Origin of the sequence: Pseudomonas sp. B2M1-30, from assembly GCF_025447575.1 — a bacterium.
Lineage (GTDB): Bacteria > Pseudomonadota > Gammaproteobacteria > Pseudomonadales > Pseudomonadaceae > Aquipseudomonas > Aquipseudomonas botevensis.
Map to the genome: position 1 here is coordinate 51,912 of NZ_JAOEJT010000005.1, position 22,553 is coordinate 74,464.

Below are 22,553 nucleotides of genomic sequence, written 5' to 3' on the forward strand. Positions count from 1 at the left end.
GCGGGCTGGCCCGCGAAGGTGTGTCAGTTCAGGCGACGCTGATTTCGCCTTCCCCCGCCAGTTTGCGGTTCAACTGATACCGCCAGCGCACATACAGCAGCGCCGAGCAGAACACCGCCAGACTGGCGATCATTTCCAGCACGCCAAACAGCTGTCGGCTCGGGTCGTACGCGGCCAGTGCGCCCTTGATGAAATACAGGTTCACCACAAAACACATCCACGAATGCCCGCGCGCGCTGCCCATGATCATGCCCGGTGCCAGCACCAGCCACGGGATCAGCTCGATCAGCAGAATCACCCATGGCCGCGCGCCGTGCAGGTCGGCGAAGATCAGGTAGTAGGCGGCGAGCAGTCCGGCCAGACCGAAAAAGCACAGCAGACTGATCACCCGCATGGCCCGCACCCGTGGCTCCAGCCACTCGATGGCGGGCAGGACTTTCGGCTTTCTGGCCATCTCAGTTCCCCAGCTTCAGCGCGGTTTTCGCCAGACGGGCGCCGAGTGCGCGGCACAGCGCCACTTCGTGCTGATCGAGACCGCTTTTGCCATCGGCCCCGGCGTGATGGCTGGCGCCGTATGGTGTGCCGCCACCCTGGGTTTCCAGCAATGCCGATTCGCTGTAGGGCAGGCCGGTGATCAACATGCCGTGATGCAACAACGGCAGCATCATCGACAGCAGGGTGGTTTCCTGGCCCCCGTGCAGGCTGGCGGTGGAGGTGAACACCCCGGCCGGTTTGCCCACCAGCGCGCCGGTCAGCCACAGGTTGCTGGTGCCATCGAGGAAATACTTGAGCGGCGCGGCCATGTTGCCGAAACGGGTCGGACTGCCCAGCGCCAGACCGGCGCAGTTCTTCAGATCATCCAGCGTGGCGTAGAGTGCGCCTTCGTCGGGGATGTCCGGGGAGACGGCTTCGCATTCGGTGGAGATCGCCGGCACGGTGCGCAGGCGCGCCTCGAGGCCGGCCTGTTCGACACCCCGGGCAATCTGCCGGGCCATCTCGTTGGTCGAGCCGCTGCGGCTGTAATACAGAACCAGAATGTACGGCGCGCTCACGGCAGCAGCTCCAGGATCTGCTCCGGTGGCCGGCCGATCACGGCTTTGCTGCCGACTTCGAGAATCGGCCGCTCCATCAGTTTGGGATGCGCGGCGATGGCGGCGATCAATTGGTCTTCGCTGAGGCCGTCGTCGGCCAGCTGAAGCATTTTGTATTCATCTTCCCCGGTGCGCAGCAGTTGCCGCGCGCTGATCCCGAGCTTGCCCAGCAGCGTCTTGATCTGCGCGGCGTCCAGCGGGGTTTCGAGGTAGCGCACCACGTTGGGCGTCAGGCCTCGGGCTTCGAGCAGTTCCAGCGCGCCACGGGATTTCGAGCAGCGCGGGTTGTGATAGAGCGTCAGATCGGTCATGGCGGGTCGCTTATGGCGTAAAGTGGCGGCTATTCTAACTGTGCAGCGCGCAATCCTGAACCTTGGGAGGCGATGGGTCGCAGGCGCATTCAATTTTTCACAAGGAACACGACATGACACGGCGATTGGCAGCGGCATTGACGATACTCGGGGCGTTGATGCTGGGGGGCTGCGGTAACGACTATGGCATCGACCAGAACGGCCAGAAGGTCGCCTCCGAGCGTCTGGACAAACAGTGGGTGGTGCTCAATTACTGGGCGGAATGGTGTGGGCCGTGCCGCACGGAAATCCCCGAGCTCAACCATTTGGCCGATGAGCTCAAGGGCAAGAAGATCGGGGTGTTCGGGGTCAACTTCGACAATGTGCAGGGTGAAGAGCTCAAGAGCGCCAGCGAGAAACTGGGCATCAAGTTCACCGTGCTGGCGCAGGACCCGGCAGATCTGTTCGAGCTGCCGCGCAGCGAGGCCTTGCCGGTGACCTACATCATCGACAACAAGGGCAAGGTGCGTGAGCAGTTGATGGGCGAACAGACGGCGGCGGGGGTGATGGCGAAGCTGGAGGCGTTGCAGGCGACTAAATGAGCGCCGTTGCTGATTGAGGAGCCGGCCTCAGGAATTGCCCCTCACCCAGGCCTCTCCCTCCGGGAGAGGCCTGGCGACCCAGAGGCTCAACCCTCTTCCAGCCACCAGCGCAAAGGCTTGCCTTCAGCCGGCCAGAAGCGCATCTGCTCGATCGGCGAAATGTCCCAGCGCTCGACGTGTTCCAGCGCCTGCAGGAAGCGTTGTTCCTGTTCCATGAGCGCCGGCGCGCACTGTTTGCGGGTCTTGCCGATCTTGCCGAAGCTCAGCTTGTCGCCATCGAGGGTGTACGGGGCGAACCAGTGGTTGCAGCCGCCATTGCCATACGCCCGACCATCGTCGCCGAGGGTTACGGTGAGGTGGCTGTAGTCCATCAACGGGCGCTCGCCGATCCACTCCAGAATGTAGCTGCGGTTCTGTTCCAGTTGCACAGGCTCCGCCGCGCAGCCCATCAGGCCGGCGCCGACCGCGAGGGTCATGGCGAGCTGTTTCATCACGCTGGCTCCTGGCAGTTCGGGCACAGGTGCTTGTCACCGACGGCTTTCCAGCCCAGTTCGGCAATGCGCGCGGTGGCGGCGGATTTTTCTGCCGGTTTGCCGAGCTTGGCATCTACCGCGAACTCGAAACTCAGCTCCTTGGCGCAGCTGTCGCAGTTGACCTGCCAGGTGTGGATCGCCAGTTCGCCGAACACCGGGCCGCAGGTCATTGCAGTCCACTGGCCGGGCGGGTTGATCAGGTGGCGAACGCTTTCGACGGTCAGGCGCATGGACAAGTCTTTGGCGCCTTTGAGCGTCACCAGCAACACATCACCGGTGCGAATCGAGCCACCGTTGCCGGTGACCTGATAGCGGCCCGGGACGACGGCGCGGCATTCAGTGAGGGTGTGTTGCGGGTTCATCAGGGTGTAGCGGAAATCGTGTTCGACCATGGGTCCTCCAAATATGCGCGACATGCTAGCACGGGCTCGATTGCAGAATGATGCGCGCTTGCGACCTTCGATCCGGTTCAAATCGACACTGCAGTCATGGCAAACTGCCCGCCATTCAATCTGAAGGAACGGAACATGGCGCTGATCGAATGTTATGAATGCAAGCGGAGCATCAGTTCTGAAGCCAGTGCGTGCATTCATTGCGGGGCTCCGATGGCAGAGCAGCAGACCCAGGCTGCACCCGTCGCTGCGAAGAGCTCGACGATTTCCTTTGGCAGCCTGCCTCGCAACAGCGCGGTGCCGGAAGCGGTCGCGGCCACTCCGGCACCGGCGCCGTTACCGAAAGTGATGCCGGCCGCTGCCGGGCGTCGACGCCGGCAGCAAGCCGAGCAAACGGTCGAGCCTCAGGTGAACGTCGACGGTTCCCGTCCGGTGGAAGGCTGGCTGAAGATCATGGTGTTTCTGATGCCGATGATTTTTGTCTGGTTCCTGCTACGCGGCGGCCATTCGGCCAAGCAGCGTCTGTTCGGTTTCGGCTGGCTGGCGTTGTTGATCCTGGCGTCCTCGCTGTCGCCCAAATAAAAAGCCTCAACCCTCGACCTGGTTCTGCGGCGATCCCGCGGCCCAGGTCGCGATGTTGTGCAACGTCGTCGCAGCGATCGCGCCCAGGGCTTCGCGGGTGAGGAATGCCTGATGCGCGGTGACGATCACGTTGGGGAAGGTCAGCAGCCGCGCCAGTACGTCGTCCTGTAGCGGCAGGTCGGAGCGGTCTTCGAAAAACAGCTGCGCTTCTTCTTCATAGACGTCCAGTCCCAGATAACCCAACTGACCCTCCTTGAGCGCATCGATCAGTGCCGGAGTGTCCACCAGACCGCCACGGCCGGTGTTGATAAGCATCGCCCCCGGTTGCATGTGCGCCAGCGAATCGCGGTTGATCAGGTGCTTGCTCTGCTCATTGAGCGGGCAATGCAGGCTGATGATCTGTGACTGCGCGAGCAGCTCCGGCAGATCCAGATAGCGGGCACCCAAGGCTTCGACAGCGGGGTTTGGATACGGGTCGAACGCCAGCAATTCACAACCGAAACCGTGCATGATTTTCGCGAAGGTGGCGCCGATCTGCCCGGTGCCGACGATGCCGACGGTCTTGCCCACCAGATCGAATCCGGTCAGCCCGTGCAGGCTGAAATCTCCTTCACGGGTGCGGTTGTAGGCCCGATGCAGGCGCCGGTTGAGCGCGAGGATCAGGGCCACGGCATGCTCGGCCACCGCATGCGGCGAGTAGGCGGGCACCCGCACCACGGCGAGCCCCAGGCGTCTGGCGGCCACCAGGTCGACATGGTTGTAACCGGCCGAGCGCAGGGCGATCAGTCGCGTGCCGCCCTGGGCCAGGCGTTCCAGCACCGGTGCACCAAGGTCATCATTGATAAAGGCGCAGACCACTTCATGGCGGTCGGCCAGCGCGGCCGTATCGAGACTGAGCCGCGCCGGTTGAAAGTGCAGTTCGATACCGGCCGGACAGTCGGCGGCAAGGAAGCTCTCGCGGTCGTATGTCTGGCTGCTGAAAACGATTGTGCGCATGCTGCCCTCCTGGAACATCGTCGCGGGGCAAAAACACCCGCGACAACTTTAGCTGGCTCTGCCATCCCCGGCATTGCCGTGGATCAGGCGCCGATCTTCGCCTGTGCGGCCAGACGATTGATCGCCCGTTCCAGCTCATCCAGGGCCATCGGTGCTTTCGGGTCTTCCTTTTTCAGCAGGGTTTCACTGCGCTGGCAGGCCGCGCGCAATTGCGGCACGCCGCAGTAGCGAGTGGCGCCGTGCAGGCGATGGACCCGTTCGAGCAACGCGTTGGGGTCCTGGCTGTCACGGGCGACGCGGATCGCTTCACGGTCGGCTTCCAGCGAGGCCAGCAACATCGCCAGCATGTCGGCGGCCAGATCCGCCTTGCCCGCTGCCAGGCGCAAACCTTCTTCGTGATCGAGCACCGGCAGTTCCTGGGCGCCCACCGGGGTTTCGCTGATCCGGTCCGGCGCCTGATTGCGCAGGGCCAGGCCGGTCCACTTCAGCACCACTTGCGCCAGTTGCCGCTCGCTGATCGGTTTGGTCAGGTAGTCATCCATGCCGCTGTGCAGCAGCGCGCGTTTTTCGTTGGCCATGGCGTGGGCAGTGAGGGCCACGATAGGCAGCGGCGTGCAGTGCCGTTCGCTTTCCCACTGGCGGATGGTTTCGGTGGTCTGGCGCCCGTCCATGCCTGGCATTTGCACGTCCATCAATACCAGATCGAAGGTCTCGGTCTGTACGGCCTTGACGGCGGCATAACCGCTTTCCACCGCGAGTACCTTGGCGCCCATGTCTTCGAGCAGGGTTTGCACCAGCAAGAGGTTGGCCGGGTTGTCGTCGACGCACAGCACTTTCGGTGCGCGGCTCGACAGCGGTTCGCCGGGCTCGCTGCGCAACGGGCGCGGGTTGACCAGATCCGACAGCGCCCGCCGCAGCTTGCGCGTGCAGGACGGCTTGGCTTGCAACTGGCTGTGCGGATTGGGCACCGACAGATGGAACAGCGTCTGTTCGGTGGTCGGGCACAGCACCAGGACTTTGCAGCCCAAATGTTCGAGGTCCCAGATGTGCTGGTTCAGGCGCTCCGGCGGCATGTCGTTGCTGGTGATGCCGAGCACCGCCAGATCGATGGCCTGCTCGGTCTGGTGCGCACCGGTGACGCCGTTGGCGAGGTTCTCCAGGGTATTGAACGTGGTGACGTCGAGGCCGCAGTCTTCCAGTTGATGCTGCAACGCCTGACGGGCCAGTTCATGATTTTCCAGCACCGCGACCCGGCGTCCGAGCAGCGGCGCGGCGGGCAGGTCTTCGGTGTCGTCGCGGGTCTTGGGCAGGCTCAGGCTGATCCAGAAATCCGAGCCTTCGCCCGGCGTGCTGTCGACGCCGATTTCGCCGCCCATCTGCTCGATCAGGCGCTTGGAGATCACCAGCCCCAGCCCGGTGCCGCCAGGTTGGCGCGACAGTGAGTTGTCGGCCTGACTGAACGCTTGAAACAGCGCCCGCACGTCCTGGCTCGACAGGCCGATCCCGGTGTCCTGAATGCTGATGCGCAATTGCACGCTGTCTTCGTGTTCGTCCTCGAGCATCGCCCGGGCGACGATGGTGCCTTCGCGGGTGAACTTGATGGCGTTGCTGACCAGATTGGTCAGGATCTGCTTGAGCCGCAGCGGGTCGCCGACCAGCGACAGCGGCGTGTCGCGATACACCAGACTCACCAGCTCAAGCTGTTTGGCGTGGGCGGCCGGGGCGAGGATGGTCAGGGTGTCTTGCAGCAGGTCGCGCAGGTTAAACGGGATGTGGTCGAGCACCAGTTTGCCGGCCTCGATCTTCGAGAAGTCGAGAATCTCGTTGATGATCCCGAGCAGGCTGTCGGCGGACTTTTCGATGGTGCCCAGATAGTCGAGCTGACGCGGGGTCAGTTCGCTTTTCTGCAATAGATGAGTGAAACCGAGAATGCCGTTGAGTGGGGTGCGGATCTCATGGCTCATGTTGGCGAGGAATTCGGACTTGATCCGGCTGGCTTCCAGCGCTTCCTTGCGAGCCAGGTCCAGCTCGATGTTCTGGATTTCGATGGTCTCGAGGTTTTGCCGCACGTCTTCGGTGGCCTGGTCGACGCTGTGTTGCAACTCTTCGCGAGCATTCTGCAGGGTGCCGGCCATACGGTTGATGCCGGAGGCCAGTTCGTCCAGTTCCTGACTGCCGAGTGGCGGCAGGCGGGTTTCCAGATGACCGTCCTTGAGTTGCGCCACGGCCTGTTTGATCTGGCTCAGCGGCCGGTTGATCGTGCGGCCCATGCGCACTGCCAGCAACGCCGCCCCGGCCAGACCGAAACCGATCAGTAGCAGGCTGGCGAACAGGCTGCGATAACCGCGCAGCAGCATGCCGTTGTGCGACAGCTCCAGTTCGACCCAGCCGAGCAACCGGTCGGACTCTTCGGGAATCAGTTCACCGGCGAGGTTGCGGTGCTTGCCGAACACCGGCATCAGGTAGCGGGTGGCATCGTTGCCGCTGCGGCGCAGCAATTGGTTGCTATCGCCGCTGGGGGCCTGGTTGAGCATGGTCGGGCCGGCGTGGGCCAACGGTGAACGGTCGGGCGCGAGGAAGGTCACCGCCCGCATGTCCGGTTGTTCGAGGGACTGGGTGGCGATGCGTTCGAGCAGTTCGCTGTCGCCGTGGCCCATGGCAGGCGCCACCAGCGGGGCCAGTTGCTCGGCGATCATTTCCCCGCGCTGCATCAACTGGTTTTGCAGATCGGACTGCTGCATCCATGTGAAATAACCGCCCAGCACCAACGCCATCAGGCTCGTCGGCAACAGGGTCAGCAATAACACGCGACCTTTGATTCCCAGTTTCTTGAGCACACCTGTCTCCCGCATCCCGCCCATTGACTCACACGTGCTTCCGGCACGCGACATTGGCGCAGTGTAGCGATTTGCAGGCGGGCGTTCTTCGGAAAAATGATGTCGTCATTCGTCGGCCCGAGGTTGTTCGTTCGCTCAGCAAGTGAACCTCGGGTTGCCCGATCTCCGGCAATCTTGAATAATCGGACAACTGAGAATTATTTGCAGATAGTCATGACTCCTGTTCCTGTCGGCCAGCCACGCATTCTTTCCATCGAAGACGATCCGGTGCTCGGTGCCTATGTCCATGAACATCTGGGCCGCAGTGGTTTCCAGGTGACGTGGTGCCAGAACGGCAGGGATGGTCTGAACATTGCCAGGCATCAGCCGTTCGACGTGGTACTGATGGATATTCTGCTGCCGGGGCTGGACGGCCTGAACCTGTTGACCCAGTTGCGTCAGAGCCATTCGACGCCGGTGCTGCTGATGTCGGCGCTCGGGGCCGAGGCCGATCGCATCAGCGGTTTTCGCCTGGGCGCCGACGATTATCTGCCTAAACCGTTCAGCATGGCCGAGCTGCATGTGCGGATCGAAGCGATCCTGCGCCGGGTGGCCCTTGATCGGCGTCCGCCTGCTGTCGCCGTTCCGGTGGCAGCGGGCGGATTGCGGTTCGACGATGAACAGTGCGAGGTGTTTTACCGCGAACATCCCGCCGGGCTGACCCGCAGCGAATACCGCTTGCTCGAAACCCTGCACCGCAATGATGAGGAGGTGCTGAGCAAGGCCTTCCTTTATCAGCATGTCCTGCAGCGCGGTTACGCGGCCCATGATCGCAGCCTCGACATGCACATCAGCCAGATCCGCCGCAAACTCAAGGCCATCGGTTATACCGAGCGCGAAGTACGCACGGTGTGGGGCAAGGGTTATGTGTTGAGCGCCGTTGATGAAAGTGTCTGACCTGCCGGGCCGGCATTCACTGTTCTGGAAACTCGCCTGTCTGCTGGTGGCGTTCTGTCTGCTGATGATCTGGCTGAGCTGGTCGTGGGGCCGCTATATGGAGCAGCGCAATCAGTTCCTCTCGGACGAAGCCCGCGGCACGCTCACGCGCTATGCCGCCGAGGCCGAGCGGGCCTGGTTGCGTGCCGAGCGCGATGGTGTCGACAGCTGGCTGCAGAGCATGGAGTTGCGTGAGGCCGGATGGGTCGGGGTGATCGGCGCTGACTTGCAGTCGCTGAGCAGCGATCCCCTGACCGAACAGGAAATCCAGCACCTGACCTTTCTGCGGGGGCTCGACTGGCCGATCCACAAGAAAGGCCGGCCATGGCTGCGCGTGCCGTTTCCGAGCAATCCGGCGGCGGGCATTCTGGTCATCGAGTTGCCCGAGCGTTTCGTGCCGGGCAAATACAAGGTGTTCTGGCGGGTTATCACCAACGGCGTGATTCCCGGGCTGTTCACCTTGCTGCTGTGTGTCGGCCTGTATCGCCTGTTGGTGGTGCCGCTGAACAATCTGCGTGAGCAGGCCAACGCCTGGCGTGCCGATCAATTGCATGTGCGGCTCTCCAGCGGTATCACCCGTCGCCCGGACGAACTTGGCGAACTGGCCCGGGCTTTCGATTCGATGTCCGAACGCCTGCAATCCACCGTGGCCCTGCAACAGCAGTTGCTGCGCGACCTTTCTCATGAGTTGCGCACGCCGCTGAGCCGCTTGCGGGTCGCCAGTGAAAGTGAACAAGGCTTGCTGCCGCTACGTGAGCGCATCGGTCGTGAAGTCGATGTCATGCAGCGGCTGGTGGACGACACCCTGCAACTGGCCTGGCTCGACACCGAGCGCACGCCACTGCCGGACGAAGCGATCCAGATCCAGGCGCTGTGGGAAATGCTCACCGACAACGCCTGTTATGAAAGCGGCTGGCCGAGCCTGCAACTGCAATGCGCGGTTGAGTCGTCTTGCTGGGTGCGTGGCAATCTCAACACCCTGGCCCAGGCGCTGGAAAACATTCTGCGCAACGCTATCCGGCATTCTCCCGAGGACGGCATCGTGCGGCTCGATGGGCGACGCGACGGCGATTACTGGCACCTGTGGCTGGAGGATCAGGGCGGCGGGGTGGCCGAGGAGGATCTGGAACGGATCTTCTCGCCATTCACCCGCCTCGACGGGTCGCGGCCGGGGGATGGCGGATTCGGGTTGGGGCTGAGCATCGCCCGCAACGCCGTGCAGCGTCAGGGGGGGCAGTTGTGGGCGGAGAATGGCGCGGAAGGGTTGCGGCTGAATTTCCGACTGATGGCGGATGAGGGTGGCGCGCCCGTTGATGCCTTCGCGGGCAAAGCTCCTCCCGTGGCGAATACATGGACCCCGCAAGTCGTATGAAAGATGTGGGTCATTTGTAGGATTCGACCCGCAGTTAATGCAGGTCTTCCGGCGCTGCCACGGCGGCTTTGCCTGACCCTTCTCGTCTTTCTGTAGGGCATTTCCCAAGCAGTATCAGCGGTCATTTGCAGCGTTTCTGGCGGTTTAAGCTCGGGTTTCCAATCACCCTCAAGGAACCGCGCATGACCGCACCGAACGTTACCGGCAGCACGCCTGATGAGCGCTTCAATGAAGTGCTTTCGCTGATTCACGTCGCCAAACAGAAAGCCATGCAGGCGGTGAATACCCAGTTGATCGAGTTGTATTGGCAGGTGGGTGGGTATATCAGCCGCAAATTGGAGCGGGCTGAGTGGGGAGACTCGGTAGTCAACGAGTTAGCCAGGCATCTGGCTCAGACTCAGCCAGGGCTACGTGGATTCACTCGCTCGAACCTGTTTCGTATGTGCCAGTTTTACGAGATCTATCACGCTGAGGAAAAAGTCGCACCACTGGTGCGACAATTGTCCTGGTCACACAACCTGATCATTTTCAGCCAGAGCAAGCGACCGGAAGAGCGCGAGTTCTATGTGCGTATGGCGATTCAGGAAAAGTGGTCGAAGCGTGAGCTTGAGCGCCAGCTCAAGGCTGCGCTGTTCGAACGAGCGGTCACCCAGCCGATCAGCGCTACAGCCTCTCTGAAACAATCCCACCCCTCGGCCCTCGAAATATTCCGCGATGCCTACATGGTCGAATTCCTCGATCTGCCCGGCGTACACGCTGAAACCGATTTACACCAAGGCTTGCTGGGGCGTCTCAAGGAATTCCTCACCGAACTCGGCCGCGACTTCTGTTTTGTCGGCTCCCAGTACCCGCTGCAGGTCGGCAGTCGGGATTTTGCCCTGGATCTGTTGTTTTTCCACCGTGGACTCAACTGCCTGGTCGCCATTGAACTCAAGGTCGGTCGTTTCGAACCGGAATATCTGGGCAAGCTGAATTTTTATCTGGAGGCGCTGGATCGCGATGAGCGCAAGCATCACGAGAACCCCGCCATTGGCGTCCTGCTGTGCGCCAGCAAAGAAGACGAGGTGGTTGAGTACGCGCTCAATCGCAGCCTCTCTCCCGCGTTGATCGCGGAATACCAGGTACAGCTGCCCGACAAGCAGTTGCTGCAAGCCAAGCTGCACGAGTTCTATGCATTGAACGTTGCCGAGGCGCAAAGTGCCGAGTCAGCTGCTTATTCCCATAAACCATAAGCACCGCACTTTGCGTGATATGGCCTGCGCGGGTTTGCCGGTATGATAGGCGCCCCCGCACGTCCGGATTGCGAATACGCCATGACTTTGCAGTACCCAACCATCGCCGATTGCGTCGGCAACACCCCGCTGGTTCGTTTGCAGCGCCTGCCTGGCGAAACCAGCAACACCTTATTGCTCAAGCTGGAAGGGAACAATCCGGCGGGTTCGGTCAAGGATCGTCCGGCGCTGTCGATGATCACCCGTGCCGAGTTGCGTGGGCAGATTCATGTCGGCGATACGCTGATCGAGGCGACCTCGGGCAACACCGGGATCGCCCTGGCGATGGCCGCCGCGATCAAGGGTTACAAGATGATCCTGATCATGCCGGACAACTCCAGCGCCGAACGCAAGGCAGCGATGACCGCCTACGGTGCCGAACTGATTCTGGTCAGCCAGGAAGAAGGCATGGAAGGCGCCCGCGACCTCGCTCAGCGAATGGAAGCCGAAGGCCGTGGCAAGGTGCTGGACCAGTTCGCCAACGGTGACAACCCCGAAGCGCACTACACCACCACCGGCCCGGAAATCTGGCGTCAGACCCAGGGCAGCATCACCCACTTCGTCAGCTCGATGGGCACCACCGGCACCATCATGGGTGTGTCGCGTTACCTGAAAGAGCAGAGCGAGAGCGTGCAGATCGTCGGCCTGCAACCAATGGAAGGCGCGGCCATTCCCGGCATCCGTCGCTGGCCGCAGGAATACCTGCCGAAGATCTATCAGGCCGATCGCGTCGACCGCATCGTCGATATGGCACAGAGCGAAGCCGAGGACATCACCCGGCGTCTGGCCCGTGAAGAAGGCATCTTCTGTGGCGTGTCTTCGGGCGGTGCGGTGGCAGCGATGCTGCGCCTGTCCAAAGAACTTGAAAACGCGGTGATCGTCGCGATCATTTGTGACCGTGGCGACCGTTACCTGTCGACCGGCATTTTCGACGCGCCCAACTGATGGCCAAGCATGAGAGAGGCCTGCGCTTCCAGCCCACTGGCGGCAGCAAGGCCCCGCAAGTCCCGACCGGTAAAAAGCAGCGCTTGAACATCGAGCGCCTGGCCAACGACGGTCGGGGGATCGCGTTTTTCGAAGGGCGTACCTGGTTCGTGCTCGGTGCCCTGGCCGGTGAAGAGGTCGAGGCACGGGTGCTGGGCGCGCACGGTAAAGTGGTCGAGGCACGCAGCGAACGGGTGTTCAAGGCCAGTGAATTGCGCCGTCCGGCGCCGTGCCAGCACGCTGGCCGCTGTGGCGGTTGCAGCGTCCAGCATCTGCCCCACGATGAACAGCTTGCCCTGAAACAGCGCATGCTCGCCGAGCAGTTGTCACGGGTCGCCGGTGTCGAGCCTGATGAGTGGGCTGCGCCGTTGACCGGTCCCGAATTCGGTTATCGCCGCCGCGCCCGGATCGCCGTGCGCTGGGACATGAAGGCAAAGAATCTCGAAGTCGGTTTCCGTGCCGCCGGTAGTCAGGACATCGTCGCGATCAGCGAATGCCCGGTGCTGGTACAGCCCTTGCAGCCGATCATGACCCGCTTGCCGGAGATGCTCCGGCGTTTGAGCAAACCTCAGGCGCTGGGGCATGTCGAGTTGTTCAGCGGTTCGTCGCTGGCACTGTTGCTGCGGCACATGGCGCCGCTGTCCGAGGCCGACCTGACGATCCTCAAGGATTTCTGCGCGTTCCATGAAGCGCAATTATGGCTGCATGGCGAAGGCGAGCCACAACCGGTGGATGCCACGCAATCGTTGGGGTATCGCCTGGAGCAATGGGATCTGCAACTGGCCTATCGGCCGGGGGATTTCATTCAGGTCAACGCCGGGGTCAACGAGGCGATGGTCGCCCAGGCGCTCGACTGGTTGAAACCGACGCGCGACGAGCGCGTTCTGGATCTGTTCTGCGGTCTGGGCAACTTTGCCCTGCCGCTGGCCAGGGCCGTGCGCGAGGTGGTGGCGGTCGAGGGCGTGCAGACCATGGTCGAGCGCGCAGCCAGCAATGCGGCCAGCAACAATTTGCATAACACAAAGTTTTTTCAGGCCGATTTATCCCAGCCTTTGACTGATGCCGAGTGGATCGGAACAGGCTTTTCTGCGGTACTCTTGGACCCACCGCGTGACGGTGCTTTCGAGGTGGTGCGCAAGCTCGCGACCCTGGGTGCCGAGCGGTTGGTCTATGTGTCGTGCAACCCTGCAACTCTGGCGCGCGATACGGTCGAATTGATCAAGCAGGGCTACCGGTTAAAACGTGCCGGGATTCTCGATATGTTTCCTCAGACGGCGCATGTCGAGGCCATGGCGTTATTTGAAGCGAGCTAGGATGGCTCGTCTGATCCGACTGGTCCGCCCGTGCAGCGCTCGTCTTAGCCCCGCGAGCGCAAACGGGCAATGAAGGTCAGTGATTTGACGCATTGAATCTGCGTCGTAGGGAAGGTAAAGCAAGATGGTACAGGTGAGAGCACACCAGCCGATCAATACTGACGGCAGTATCAATCTCGAGGCTTGGCTCGATCATGCGGTCAGTGTCGATCTGGCACTGGATCGCGAAGCCTTGAAAGAGGCCTGCGAGTACGCTCGACAGGCCGAGCAGCAATCCAATGCAGCGAAGAATCTGTGGTCCGAAGGCAGTGGCAGTTTCAGCACCGGCCTTGAGATCGCCGAGATTCTCGCCGACCTCAAACTCGATCAGGATTCGCTGGTCGCCGCGGTGCTTTACCGTGGCGTGCGCGAAGGCCAGATCGAACTCGCGGCGGTCAGTCAGCGCTTCGGCCCGGTGGTGGCCAAGCTGATCGACGGCGTGCAGCGCATGGCGGCGATCAGTGCCAGCCTCAGCCCGCGCCAGTCCATGGTGATGGGCACTCAGGGCCAGGTGGAAAACCTGCGCAAGATGCTCGTGGCGATGGTCGACGATGTGCGCGTCGCGCTGATCAAACTGGCCGAACGCACCTGCGCGATCCGTGCGGTGAAAACCGCTGACGACGAAAAGCGCAACCGCGTCGCCCGGGAAGTCTTCGACATCTATGCGCCACTCGCGCACCGGCTCGGCATCGGTCATATCAAATGGGAACTGGAGGACTTGTCCTTCCGTTACCTGGAGCCCGATCAGTACAAGCAGATCGCCAAGCTGCTGCACGAGCGGCGACTGGATCGCGAGCGTTTCATCAGCGACGTGATGAGCCAGTTGAAGAACGAATTGCAGGCCACCGGCGTCGAGGCTGACATCAGCGGCCGGGCCAAGCACATCTATTCGATCTGGCGCAAAATGCAGCGCAAGGGCCTGGAATTCAGCCAGATCTACGACGTGCGCGCGGTGCGGGTGCTGGTGCCGGAAATGCGCGACTGCTACACCGCGCTCGGCATCGTCCATACCCTGTGGCGACACATCCCGAAAGAGTTCGACGACTACATCGCCAACCCCAAGGAAAACGGTTATCGCTCGTTGCACACGGCGGTGATCGGTCCTGAAGGCAAGGTGCTGGAAGTGCAGATCCGTACCCATTCGATGCACGAAGAAGCCGAGCTCGGCGTCTGCGCGCACTGGCGCTACAAGGGCACCGACGTCAAGTCCGGCTCGAACCACTATGAAGAGAAAATCTCCTGGCTGCGTCAGGTGCTCGAGTGGCACGAAGAACTGGGCGATATCGGCGGCCTTGCCGAACAGTTGCGGGTCGATATCGAGCCGGACCGGGTCTACATCTTCACCCCCGACGGTCACGCCATCGACTTGCCGAAAGGCGCGACGCCGCTGGACTTCGCCTACCGCGTACACACAGAAATCGGTCACAACTGCCGTGGCGCGAAGATCAACGGGCGGATCGTACCGCTCAACTACAGCCTGCAGACCGGTGAGCAGGTCGAGATCATCACCAGCAAGCACGGCACGCCGAGCCGCGACTGGCTGAACTCCAACCTCGGTTACGTCACCACCTCGCGGGCGCGGGCGAAGATCGTTCATTGGTTCAAGTTGCAGGCGCGCGACCAGAACGTTGCGGCCGGCAAGACCCTGCTCGAGCGCGAGCTCAATCGCCTCGGCCTGCCGGCGGTGGATTTCGACAAGCTGGCCGACAAGGCCAACATGAAAACCGCCGAGGACATGTTCGCCGCCCTCGGTGCCGGCGACCTGCGTCTGGCGCAACTGGTCAACCTGGCCCAGCAACTGGTCGAGCCCGAGCGCGGCAACGAGCAACTGGAGCTGATTCCGCGCAAGGCCTCCGGCTACAAACCGGGCAAGCGTGGCGACATCCAGATCCAGGGCGTCGGCAACCTGATGACCCAGATGGCCGGCTGCTGCCAGCCATTGCCGGGCGACGCCATCGTCGGCTACATCACCCAGGGCCGTGGCGTGAGCATTCACCGTCAGGACTGCGCCTCGGTGCTGCAACTGGCCGGACGCGAGCCGGAACGGATCATCCAGGTCAGTTGGGGGCCGGTGCCGGTGCTCACCTACCCGGTGGACATCATCATCCGTGCCTACGACCGTTCCGGCCTGCTGCGTGACGTCTCCCAGGTGCTGCTCAACGAGCGCATCAACGTGCTGGCGGTCAACACCCGCTCGAACAAGGAAGACAACACCGCGTTGATGTCCCTGACCATCGAGATCCCTGGTCTCGATGCGCTGGGGCGGTTGCTCGGGCGGATTTCCCAGTTGCCGAACATCATCGAAACCCGACGTAACCGTACCCCTTGAAGATCAACGCCGATCAACTGTGGGAGCCGGCTTGCTTGCGAAGAGGATGTGTCAGTCGACCTATTTGTTGCCGGACACTCCGTATTCGCGAACAAGCCCGCTCCCGCACGGGTTTTGTGGTGAGAGATAAATGATGCATAGTCTTGAAGACCTGCTGCACCTGATGAACCGCCTGCGCGATCCGCAATACGGTTGCCCGTGGGACATCAAGCAGACCTACGCGACCATCGTTCCGCACACCCTCGAAGAAGCCTACGAAGTGGCCGACGCCATCGAACGGGGCGACTTCGATCACTTGCAGGGCGAGTTGGGTGATCTGTTGTTCCAGGTGGTGTATTACAGCCAGTTGGCCCGGGAAGAAGGGCGCTTCGAATTTGCCGGTGTGGTCGACAGCATCACCCGCAAGTTGATCCGCCGTCATCCGCACGTGTTCCCGACCGGCGATCTGTACGCACCGCTGGACGTGCCGCGACTCGATGAAGAACAGGTCAAGCATCGCTGGGAAGAGATCAAGGCCGAAGAGCGCGCCGAGAAATCCGCCGAGCCGCAACAATTGTCACTGCTCGACGATGTGCCTGCCGCGTTGCCGGCGTTGTCGCGTTCGGCCAAGTTGCAGAAGCGTGCCGGACAGGTCGGTTTCGACTGGCCCGATGCCTTGCCGGTACTGGACAAGGTGCGCGAAGAACTCGATGAAGTGCTCGAAGCCATGTCCGAAAACGATTCGGAGGCGGTGACCGAGGAAATCGGCGACCTGCTGTTTTCCGTGGTCAACCTGGCCCGGCACCTGAAGGTCGATCCGGAAAGCGCATTGCGTGCCGCCAATGGCAAGTTCGAGCGGCGTTTCCGTTTTATCGAACAGGCATTGCGCGACACCCACCGTCCCATGGAAGATTGCACCCTCGAAGAGTTGGACGCCCTGTGGGGCGAAGCCAAGCGTCAGGAAAAGAATTTGCCCGGCTGCGGCTGAGCAGCTGCCCAAGTGAGTAAGCACCATGAGTATTTCCCTTCGCGACCAGCTGCTCAAAGCAGGGCTGGTCAACCAGAAGCAGGCCAAGCAGGTCACCAAGGACAAGCAGAAGCAACAGCGCCTGGCCCACAAAGGCCAGATCGAGCTGGATGATTCGCAGCAACGCGCCGCCCAGGAAGCCCAGGCCGAGAAGGTCAAGCGCGACCAGGAGCTGAACCGTCAGCAGCAGGAGAAGGTCGAGGCCAAGGCCCGCGCGGCGCAGATCAAGCAGTTGATCGAAGTCTCGCGCTTGCCGAAGCTGACCACCGAGGACTACTACAACTTCGTTGACGACAAGAAGGTCAAGCGTATCTCCGTCAACACGCTGATGCGCAACAAGCTCAGCAGCGGCTCGCTGGCGATCGTGCACCATGCCGGCGGTTATGAAGTGATCCCTCGTGAAGCGGCCCTGAAGATCCAGGAGCGCGATCCGCAGCGCATCGTGCAGATGAACGAGAAGGTCGAAGAGGTCAATGCCGAGGACGATCCGTACGCGGCCTACCAGATCCCTGACGATCTGATGTGGTAAGCCTGCCGCGTCACGCCGCCAGGCGGTGCTGACAGCGTCCAGAAACGACGAACCCCGCTCATGGCGGGGTTTGTCGTTTTCAATGCTGTGATTGGCTCAGGCGGATTTCAGATCCCGCTGCCGTTCTTGCAGTTCCAGTTCGGCCTTGTAGTTGTGGGCGTCGATTTCGTTATGGAACATCCCGACCAGCAAATCTTGTTGATGCACATCCCAGATCCGTATACCGGCGGCTACGCCTTCATGGGACATGTGTGAATCGTCGCGTTCAGTTACTTTTACAGTCATCTGCTAGCTCCAATCTCTGTTATCTGCAGCAAGGCGTGTGCAGGCCTCTTTTATAGATTTTGTTAGCCGGCTAAGTAAACGCTCTATTTGTGCAATGTATTCTTGCGAAATTCGCAACAGTGCTGCAGCCCGCCAAATCCGCGACATTCAGTCGCAGGGCGGTTGGTTGCATGACAGATTTTTCATCTTTGAGAGCCATTTCAGGCGCTTGTGCAAGGCCCTTGAGGTTTTGCGCAGGCGAAAAAAAACGCCCCGAACCAGTCGGGGCGTTTTCATGTGCGGCTCAACAGAAGGGCATTACTTGCCTTCCCAGCGCTTCAGCACGAGGGTGGCGTTGGTGCCACCGAAGCCGAAGCTGTTGCTCATCACGGTGTTGATGGTGGCGTTTTCGCGGGTCTTGGTCAGCACCGGCAGATCGGCCACTTCAGGGTCCAGTTCGTCGATGTTGGCGGAACCGGCGATGAAGTTGCCTTCCATCATCAGCATGCAGTAGATCGCTTCGTGAACGCCGGCGGCGCCCAGGGAGTGACCCGACAGGCTCTTGGTGGAGCTGATGGCCGGTGCCTTGTCGCCGAACACTTCGCGCACACCTTTCATTTCCGCGACGTCGCCGACCGGAGTCGAGGTGCCGTGGGTGTTCAGGTAGTCGATCGGGGTGTCGACGGTGGACAGCGCCTGCTGCATGCAGCGGATCGCGCCTTCGCCACTCGGGGCAACCATGTCGTAGCCGTCGGAAGTCGCGCCGTAGCCGACGATTTCCGCGTAGATCTTCGCGCCACGGGCCAGAGCGTGCTCCAGCTCCTCGACCACGACCATGCCGCCACCGCCAGCGATGACGAAACCGTCACGGTCGGCGTCGTAGGCGCGGGAGGCTTGTTCCGGGGTGTCGTTGCGCTTGCTGGACAGGGCACCCATGGCGTCGAACAGGAACGACTGGCTCCAGTGCTCCTCTTCACCGCCGCCGGCGAAAACGATGTCCTGCTTGCCCATCTGGATCTGTTCCATGGCAGTACCGATGCAGTGAGCACTGGTGGCGCAGGCAGAAGCGATGGAGTAGTTCAGGCCCTTGATCTTGAACGGCGTGGCCAGGCAGGCCGAAACGGTGCTGCTCATGGTCCGCGTTACGCGGTATGGGCCGACGCGCTTGACGCCTTTCTCGCGCAGGATGTCCAGCGCTTCCATCTGGTTCAGAGTGGAAGCACCGCCGGAGCCGGCGATCAGGCCGGTACGCGGGTTCGACACTTGCTCTTCGGTCAGGCCGGAGTCGGTGATGGCGTCTTTCATGGCCAGGTAGGCGTAAGCCGCCGCGTGGCCGACGAAGCGATAGATCTTGCGATCGATCAGCTCTTCAAGGTTGAGGTCGATGGAGCCGGAAACCTGGCTACGCAGACCCATTTCGGCATATTCCGGGTTGAACCGGATGCCCGGGCGGCTTGCACGCAGGTTAGCGGAGACGGTCTCTTTGTCATTGCCCAGGCACGAAACAATGCCCAGACCAGTGATAACGACGCGGCGCATGCGAATAACCCTTAGAAGTTGTCAGTGGAGGTGAACACGCCGACCCGGAGGCCTTCGGCGGTGTAGATTTCGCGACCGTCGACAGTGACCGAACCGTCGGCGATGGCCAGGTTCAGCTTGCCCTTGAGGACGCGCTTGATATGAATGTTGTAGGTGACTTTCTTGGCGGTCGGCAGGACCTGACCGAAGAACTTCACTTCGCCCGAACCCAGCGCACGGCCACGGCCCGGCAGGCCTTGCCAGCCCAGGAAGAAGCCGACCAGTTGCCACATGGCATCCAGACCCAGGCAGCCCGGCATCACCGGATCGCCCTCGAAGTGGCAGGCGAAGAACCACAGGTCAGGGTTGATATCCAGCTCGGCGACCAATTCACCTTTGCCGTACTTGCCGCCTTCTTCGCTGATCAGGGTGATGCGATCCACCATCAGCATGTTCGGGGCGGGCAGTTGCGCGTTACCTGGGCCGAACAGCTCACCGCGACTGCAGCGCAGCAGGTCTTCCCGGGTAAAGGCGTTTTGTTTGGTCATGCGAGCTCCTCAATAGTCCCATGCGGCAGGTGGGGCAAATCTTCCCGGCCGATCGAAGCGTTCATGCCTCGATCCGGCAGCCTACTCATAGACTATTGCGTTGTAGTGAAAGTCACAGCACCAAGGACATGAATGTACACTTGTGCACTGAAATTTTTATTCAAGCCCCTTTTGAGGCTCGTTTCGGTGCCTAAGACTGCCGCACTTTCGCTTTTCACGCCAGTCGCAGATGGTCGAAAGGCCGTTACTACTGCACCCAGCGTTGCAGAATCTGCTGCAGGTCATTGCGTTTGAATGGCTTGGCCAGGTAGTCGTTCATTCCTGCCGACAGGCAGTTCTCGCGGTCGCCCTGCAAGGCATTGGCGGTCAGGGCGATGATCGGCACCTGACTGCAGCCGGGCAGACGGCGGATCTGCCGGGTCGCCTCGTAGCCGTCGATGACCGGCAAGCGGCAGTCCATCAGAATCGCCTCGAAGCTGCCGTCGCCGGCACTGCGCACCGCTTGCGCGCCATCGGTGGCGACGCTGACGGCAAAGCCCAGGCTGCGCAGCATGGATTCGATGACGGTCTGATTGACCGGGTTGTCCTCGACCAGCAGCACATTGCGCCCCTCGCCGTGACCGGTGCCGTTCACCGCACGCGGCGCGGTCAGTGCCGGCAGTGCCTGCTTATATAGCGCCAGCGGAATTTCCAGGGTGAACACTGAGCCGCGACCTTCCTCACTCTGCGCGCGCAAGGTGCCGCCCATTCGTTCGGCGAGGGTACGGGCAATCGGCAAACCGAGGCCCGTGCCGCCGTAGCGCCGGGAAATCGAGCTGTCGGCCTGCTGGAACGCATTGAACATCAGCTCCAGGCTCTCCGGAGGAATGCCGATGCCGCTGTCGCGTACCGAGCAGGTGAACCACAGCAGTTCGTGATCCAGCGATTGCCACTGCGCCTCGATGCTGACGCGTCCCTGCTCGGTGAACTTCAGTGCGTTGCCCAGCAGGTTCACCAGAATCTGCCGGATCCGCGTTGGATCGCCCTGAACCTGCAAACCGCGCATATCGTCCGGGATGCGCAGTTGCAGGCTCAGGCCACGCTGCACCGCGCTGTGCTGGAACGACTGGGCGCAGGCGCCGATCAGGTCGGCAAGGTTGAACGCGATGTGCTCCAGTTCCAGTTCCGAGCGCTCGATGCGCGAGAAATCGAGAATATCGTTGATCACCTTGAGCAGGTGCTCGGTGGATTCCGAGGCCAGGGCCGCGTACTCGATCTGCTCCTCGGTCATTTCGGTGGTTTCCAGCAATTGCAGCATGCCGAGCACGCCATTCATGGGTGTGCGCAGTTCATGGCTCATCATCGCCAGGAAATCCGACTTGGCGTTATTGGCCTTTTCCGCCTCTTCGCGGGTCTGGATCAGTTGCGCCATGGCCTGGTGCTGTTCGCGGCTGGCCTGCTCCAGAGCCTGGGCCAGGTTGTTGATGTGTTGCGACAGGGCACCGAGTTCGGTGTCATCGACGATCGGCAGCGGTGTCTTGTAGTCGCCGTCCTGAATCGCCTTGACCGCCAGGCCGATATCCCGGATCGGCTGCGCCAGGCTCCCGGCCAGACGTCGCGCCAGAACAAAAGTGAAAAGCAGGGCGAACAGCGCTAGAACCCCGGCCTTGAACAGGATTTCCTGCTGGCGCTGACTGAACGCATCGTTGGACAGGCCGACAATCACCCGCCCCAGATAGTCCTCGCCGGCCGCGCCGTTGGCGCTTTTGCCGTCCTGAAAGAAATCGTTGTGCAGGGCAATGCGTTGCAGGCGCACCGGAGCCTGGAACACTTCGACCTGATGCGGGCGTCGGTGGCTGTCCGCCGGTTGTTCGACGTAGACCAGAATCCGGTTGGCACTGTCCTGAATTTCCAGAAAACGTACGTTGGGTGTCGCCAGCGTGGCCTTGAGCAGACTTTCCAACACTTCGTTATTGCCGGAAATCACCCCGTACTCAGTGGCGGGGGCCAGTTGATTGGCGATCAGTTGCCCGGTGTGATTGAGCTCCTGGCGCAAATCCTGGATGCGCACGAAGGTGAAAAAACTGATCAGCAGCAAGGTCAGCAACAACGCAGGCCCGAGGCTGATGAGCTGGGTGCGGGTGTTGATGTCCCATCGGCGACGAAAAATCATGGGTGGCGCTCTCCTTCGGCCAATTCCGTAGCAACGGAGACTTCATCAATCGGTTCGATACTCAGGGAACGAGCCACTTGCGCATTGCTTAAGACTTTAAAACGTCCGGGATAGAGCGAGCGCGGCCAACTGGCGGGTGGGCGGTCGAGCAAGTCGTCGAGGATCGCCAGCCAGTCGCGCTGGTCGCTGTAGGTGCTGGCGAGGCTGCCGGCCCGCACGAATGCGGCGTTCGGGCCAACCAGCGCCAGTTGCCGCGAGTAGCTGCTGAGCAGCAGGTTTTTCGCGGTTTTCGGGTTGTACAGATCCGGATCGTCGAGGCCCAGCAACACATCGCTGTTTTTCAGCACCGCTTGCAACGGGCGGCTGTCCTGGGTGTTGTCCCAGCGCTGGCCGACGATTTCCAGATGGAACGGGCTGGCCGCCAGATGCAGTTCCTTGAGCATGAACTCGCTGTGTTGATCGAACAGCACACCGACCCGCCGGGCCTGGGGCAGAATCCGCCGGATCAGTTGCAACTGCCGGCTCAGCGGCGGATCGCTCCACAGCAGGCTCAAATGCGCGGGTTGCGCGCCGGCGAAACGCTGCTGCGCTTGCAGGCGACTGATGCGCAAGACCAGCGTCGCCGGGCCTTGGGACTCTTTCAGGCGCCAGTCCAGGCTCGGCAGGTCCAGCAGGATCAGGCGCAGGCTGGCCGGCAGCTTGCCCGGCGCCGGCAGGCTGGCCAGCGGCTGGAAACGCACGCGGTCGGTCGGGCGCAATTCGCTCAGGGCCTGCACGAACGACTGCACGCCAGGGCTTTCCTCGCTGCCGATCAGCAGAATGTCCGCCGCCTGAACCGCCACCCCATGCAGCCAGGCGGTGAGGAACAGGCAGAGGCCGATCAGCCATTGACCGACCGTTGGCGTCTTCCGTGACGTGCCGTAGCGCATG

The 22,553-nt window shown here is 61.7% G+C and carries 22 protein-coding genes; 10 read left to right on the plus strand and 12 right to left on the minus strand.

The features are described from left to right. Positions 1–28: 28 nt before the first annotated feature. From N8H74_RS12090 to arsC, 3 genes are read right to left on the minus strand one after another with little or no spacing between them, the layout of a single operon-like run. Positions 29–454, minus strand: a complete 426-nt coding sequence (locus tag N8H74_RS12090) for a DUF2069 domain-containing protein (protein WP_217834347.1) — start codon at positions 452–454, stop codon at positions 29–31. 1 nt (position 455) lies between these two features. Further along, positions 456–1,052, minus strand: coding sequence for an NAD(P)H:quinone oxidoreductase (gene wrbA / locus N8H74_RS12095; RefSeq protein WP_096818028.1), 597 nt, complete (start codon positions 1,050–1,052; stop codon positions 456–458). Continuing rightward, the gene (arsC, locus tag N8H74_RS12100; protein ID WP_262147796.1) at positions 1,049–1,402 is read right to left on the minus strand and encodes an arsenate reductase (glutaredoxin); all 354 of its coding nucleotides are present in this window, start codon (positions 1,400–1,402) and stop codon (positions 1,049–1,051) included. The genes wrbA and arsC overlap by 4 nt, the downstream gene beginning before the upstream one ends. A 113-nt stretch (positions 1,403–1,515) precedes the next feature. Here arsC and N8H74_RS12105 point away from each other — a divergent pair, with 113 nt between their 5' ends. Continuing rightward, a complete protein-coding gene (locus tag N8H74_RS12105) occupies positions 1,516–1,983 on the plus strand; it encodes a TlpA disulfide reductase family protein (protein WP_262147798.1) in 468 nt (155 codons plus the stop codon). Positions 1,984–2,069: 86 nt separating this feature from the next. Here N8H74_RS12105 and N8H74_RS12110 read toward each other — a convergent pair whose 3' ends face one another. Together N8H74_RS12110 and N8H74_RS12115 are read right to left on the minus strand one after the other, a co-directional pair. Further along, positions 2,070–2,474 (minus strand): META domain-containing protein, encoded by a 405-nt coding sequence (locus tag N8H74_RS12110; protein ID WP_262147800.1) that lies wholly within the window; start codon positions 2,472–2,474, stop codon positions 2,070–2,072. After that, a complete protein-coding gene (locus N8H74_RS12115) occupies positions 2,474–2,908 on the minus strand; it encodes a hypothetical protein (protein WP_217834343.1) in 435 nt (144 codons plus the stop codon). The genes N8H74_RS12110 and N8H74_RS12115 overlap by 1 nt, the downstream gene beginning before the upstream one ends. Positions 2,909–3,043: 135 nt before the next feature. On the opposite strand from N8H74_RS12115, the gene N8H74_RS12120 reads away from it, so the two are divergent. Continuing rightward, a complete protein-coding gene (locus N8H74_RS12120) occupies positions 3,044–3,490 on the plus strand; it encodes a hypothetical protein (protein WP_262147802.1) in 447 nt (148 codons plus the stop codon). A gap of 6 nt (positions 3,491–3,496) precedes the next feature. Here N8H74_RS12120 and N8H74_RS12125 read toward each other — a convergent pair whose 3' ends face one another. After that, positions 3,497–4,486, minus strand: coding sequence for a 2-hydroxyacid dehydrogenase (locus tag N8H74_RS12125; RefSeq protein ID WP_262147804.1), 990 nt, complete (start codon positions 4,484–4,486; stop codon positions 3,497–3,499). Between the two features lie 83 nt (positions 4,487–4,569). Further along, entirely contained in the window at positions 4,570–7,323 is a 2,754-nt protein-coding gene (locus N8H74_RS12130) for a response regulator (protein WP_262147806.1), read from the minus strand. Positions 7,324–7,536: 213 nt separating this feature from the next. On the opposite strand from N8H74_RS12130, the gene N8H74_RS12135 reads away from it, so the two are divergent. From N8H74_RS12135 to N8H74_RS12170, 8 genes are all read left to right on the plus strand, one after another. Beyond that, positions 7,537–8,259, plus strand: a complete 723-nt coding sequence (locus N8H74_RS12135) for a response regulator transcription factor (RefSeq protein WP_262147808.1) — start codon at positions 7,537–7,539, stop codon at positions 8,257–8,259. After that, positions 8,246–9,670, plus strand: coding sequence for a sensor histidine kinase (locus N8H74_RS12140; protein ID WP_262147810.1), 1,425 nt, complete (start codon positions 8,246–8,248; stop codon positions 9,668–9,670). Before N8H74_RS12135 ends, N8H74_RS12140 begins: the two co-directional genes overlap by 14 nt. 182 nt (positions 9,671–9,852) lie before the next feature. Beyond that, on the plus strand, positions 9,853–10,902 hold the full coding sequence (locus N8H74_RS12145) for a PDDEXK nuclease domain-containing protein (RefSeq protein WP_262147812.1): 1,050 nt from the start codon (positions 9,853–9,855) through the stop codon (positions 10,900–10,902). A gap of 81 nt (positions 10,903–10,983) precedes the next feature. Continuing rightward, positions 10,984–11,886 (plus strand): cysteine synthase CysM, encoded by a 903-nt coding sequence (cysM, locus tag N8H74_RS12150; RefSeq protein ID WP_217834336.1) that lies wholly within the window; start codon positions 10,984–10,986, stop codon positions 11,884–11,886. After that, the gene (gene rlmD / locus N8H74_RS12155; RefSeq protein WP_262147814.1) at positions 11,886–13,238 is read left to right on the plus strand and encodes a 23S rRNA (uracil(1939)-C(5))-methyltransferase RlmD; all 1,353 of its coding nucleotides are present in this window, start codon (positions 11,886–11,888) and stop codon (positions 13,236–13,238) included. The genes cysM and rlmD overlap by 1 nt, the downstream gene beginning before the upstream one ends. 124 nt (positions 13,239–13,362) lie before the next feature. Then, complete coding sequence (gene relA / locus N8H74_RS12160; protein ID WP_217834334.1) at positions 13,363–15,606, plus strand: GTP diphosphokinase; 2,244 nt, start codon at positions 13,363–13,365, stop codon at positions 15,604–15,606. Positions 15,607–15,739: 133 nt separating this feature from the next. Then, entirely contained in the window at positions 15,740–16,573 is an 834-nt protein-coding gene (gene mazG / locus N8H74_RS12165) for a nucleoside triphosphate pyrophosphohydrolase (RefSeq protein WP_217834360.1), read from the plus strand. Positions 16,574–16,598: 25 nt separating this feature from the next. Then, positions 16,599–17,141, plus strand: a complete 543-nt coding sequence (locus tag N8H74_RS12170; protein WP_262147817.1) for a DUF2058 domain-containing protein — start codon at positions 16,599–16,601, stop codon at positions 17,139–17,141. A gap of 96 nt (positions 17,142–17,237) precedes the next feature. Here the strand turns inward: N8H74_RS12170 and N8H74_RS12175 are convergent, their stop codons facing one another. From N8H74_RS12175 to N8H74_RS12195, 5 genes are all read right to left on the minus strand, one after another. Then, the gene (locus N8H74_RS12175) at positions 17,238–17,426 is read right to left on the minus strand and encodes a hypothetical protein (RefSeq protein WP_217834332.1); all 189 of its coding nucleotides are present in this window, start codon (positions 17,424–17,426) and stop codon (positions 17,238–17,240) included. A gap of 297 nt (positions 17,427–17,723) precedes the next feature. Beyond that, positions 17,724–18,944 carry a beta-ketoacyl-ACP synthase I gene (gene fabB, locus N8H74_RS12180; protein WP_015096439.1) on the minus strand — a complete coding sequence of 407 codons (1,221 nt, stop codon included), beginning with the start codon at positions 18,942–18,944 and terminating at the stop codon, positions 17,724–17,726. Positions 18,945–18,955: 11 nt separating this feature from the next. Then, positions 18,956–19,471 carry a 3-hydroxyacyl-[acyl-carrier-protein] dehydratase FabA gene (gene fabA / locus N8H74_RS12185; protein ID WP_003227150.1) on the minus strand — a complete coding sequence of 172 codons (516 nt, stop codon included), beginning with the start codon at positions 19,469–19,471 and terminating at the stop codon, positions 18,956–18,958. Positions 19,472–19,718: 247 nt separating this feature from the next. Beyond that, the gene (locus tag N8H74_RS12190; protein WP_262147820.1) at positions 19,719–21,623 is read right to left on the minus strand and encodes an ATP-binding protein; all 1,905 of its coding nucleotides are present in this window, start codon (positions 21,621–21,623) and stop codon (positions 19,719–19,721) included. Further along, positions 21,620–22,552 carry an ABC transporter substrate-binding protein gene (locus N8H74_RS12195; protein WP_262147822.1) on the minus strand — a complete coding sequence of 311 codons (933 nt, stop codon included), beginning with the start codon at positions 22,550–22,552 and terminating at the stop codon, positions 21,620–21,622. The genes N8H74_RS12190 and N8H74_RS12195 overlap by 4 nt, the downstream gene beginning before the upstream one ends. Position 22,553: the final 1 nt, after the last annotated feature.

Excerpts from the sequence above, each read along its gene's own strand:
- N8H74_RS12090 (WP_217834347.1), bottom strand. The coding sequence starts at position 454 with ATGGCCAGAAAGCCGAAAGTCCTGCCCGCCATCGAGTGGCTGGAGCCA.
- arsC (WP_262147796.1), bottom strand. The coding sequence starts at position 1,402 with ATGACCGATCTGACGCTCTATCACAACCCGCGCTGCTCGAAATCCCGT.
- N8H74_RS12105 (WP_262147798.1), top strand. The coding sequence starts at position 1,516 with ATGACACGGCGATTGGCAGCGGCATTGACGATACTCGGGGCGTTGATG.
- N8H74_RS12110 (WP_262147800.1), bottom strand. The coding sequence starts at position 2,474 with ATGAAACAGCTCGCCATGACCCTCGCGGTCGGCGCCGGCCTGATGGGC.
- N8H74_RS12115 (WP_217834343.1), bottom strand. The coding sequence starts at position 2,908 with ATGGTCGAACACGATTTCCGCTACACCCTGATGAACCCGCAACACACC.
- N8H74_RS12120 (WP_262147802.1), top strand. The coding sequence starts at position 3,044 with ATGGCGCTGATCGAATGTTATGAATGCAAGCGGAGCATCAGTTCTGAA.
- N8H74_RS12125 (WP_262147804.1), bottom strand. The coding sequence starts at position 4,486 with ATGCGCACAATCGTTTTCAGCAGCCAGACATACGACCGCGAGAGCTTC.
- N8H74_RS12135 (WP_262147808.1), top strand. The coding sequence starts at position 7,537 with ATGACTCCTGTTCCTGTCGGCCAGCCACGCATTCTTTCCATCGAAGAC.
- N8H74_RS12140 (WP_262147810.1), top strand. The coding sequence starts at position 8,246 with ATGAAAGTGTCTGACCTGCCGGGCCGGCATTCACTGTTCTGGAAACTC.
- N8H74_RS12145 (WP_262147812.1), top strand. The coding sequence starts at position 9,853 with ATGACCGCACCGAACGTTACCGGCAGCACGCCTGATGAGCGCTTCAAT.
- cysM (WP_217834336.1), top strand. The coding sequence starts at position 10,984 with ATGACTTTGCAGTACCCAACCATCGCCGATTGCGTCGGCAACACCCCG.
- rlmD (WP_262147814.1), top strand. The coding sequence starts at position 11,886 with ATGGCCAAGCATGAGAGAGGCCTGCGCTTCCAGCCCACTGGCGGCAGC.
- relA (WP_217834334.1), top strand. The coding sequence starts at position 13,363 with ATGGTACAGGTGAGAGCACACCAGCCGATCAATACTGACGGCAGTATC.
- mazG (WP_217834360.1), top strand. The coding sequence starts at position 15,740 with ATGCATAGTCTTGAAGACCTGCTGCACCTGATGAACCGCCTGCGCGAT.
- N8H74_RS12170 (WP_262147817.1), top strand. The coding sequence starts at position 16,599 with ATGAGTATTTCCCTTCGCGACCAGCTGCTCAAAGCAGGGCTGGTCAAC.
- N8H74_RS12175 (WP_217834332.1), bottom strand. The coding sequence starts at position 17,426 with ATGACTGTAAAAGTAACTGAACGCGACGATTCACACATGTCCCATGAA.
- fabB (WP_015096439.1), bottom strand. The coding sequence starts at position 18,944 with ATGCGCCGCGTCGTTATCACTGGTCTGGGCATTGTTTCGTGCCTGGGC.
- fabA (WP_003227150.1), bottom strand. The coding sequence starts at position 19,471 with ATGACCAAACAAAACGCCTTTACCCGGGAAGACCTGCTGCGCTGCAGT.
- N8H74_RS12190 (WP_262147820.1), bottom strand. The coding sequence starts at position 21,623 with ATGATTTTTCGTCGCCGATGGGACATCAACACCCGCACCCAGCTCATC.
- N8H74_RS12195 (WP_262147822.1), bottom strand. The coding sequence starts at position 22,552 with ATGCGCTACGGCACGTCACGGAAGACGCCAACGGTCGGTCAATGGCTG.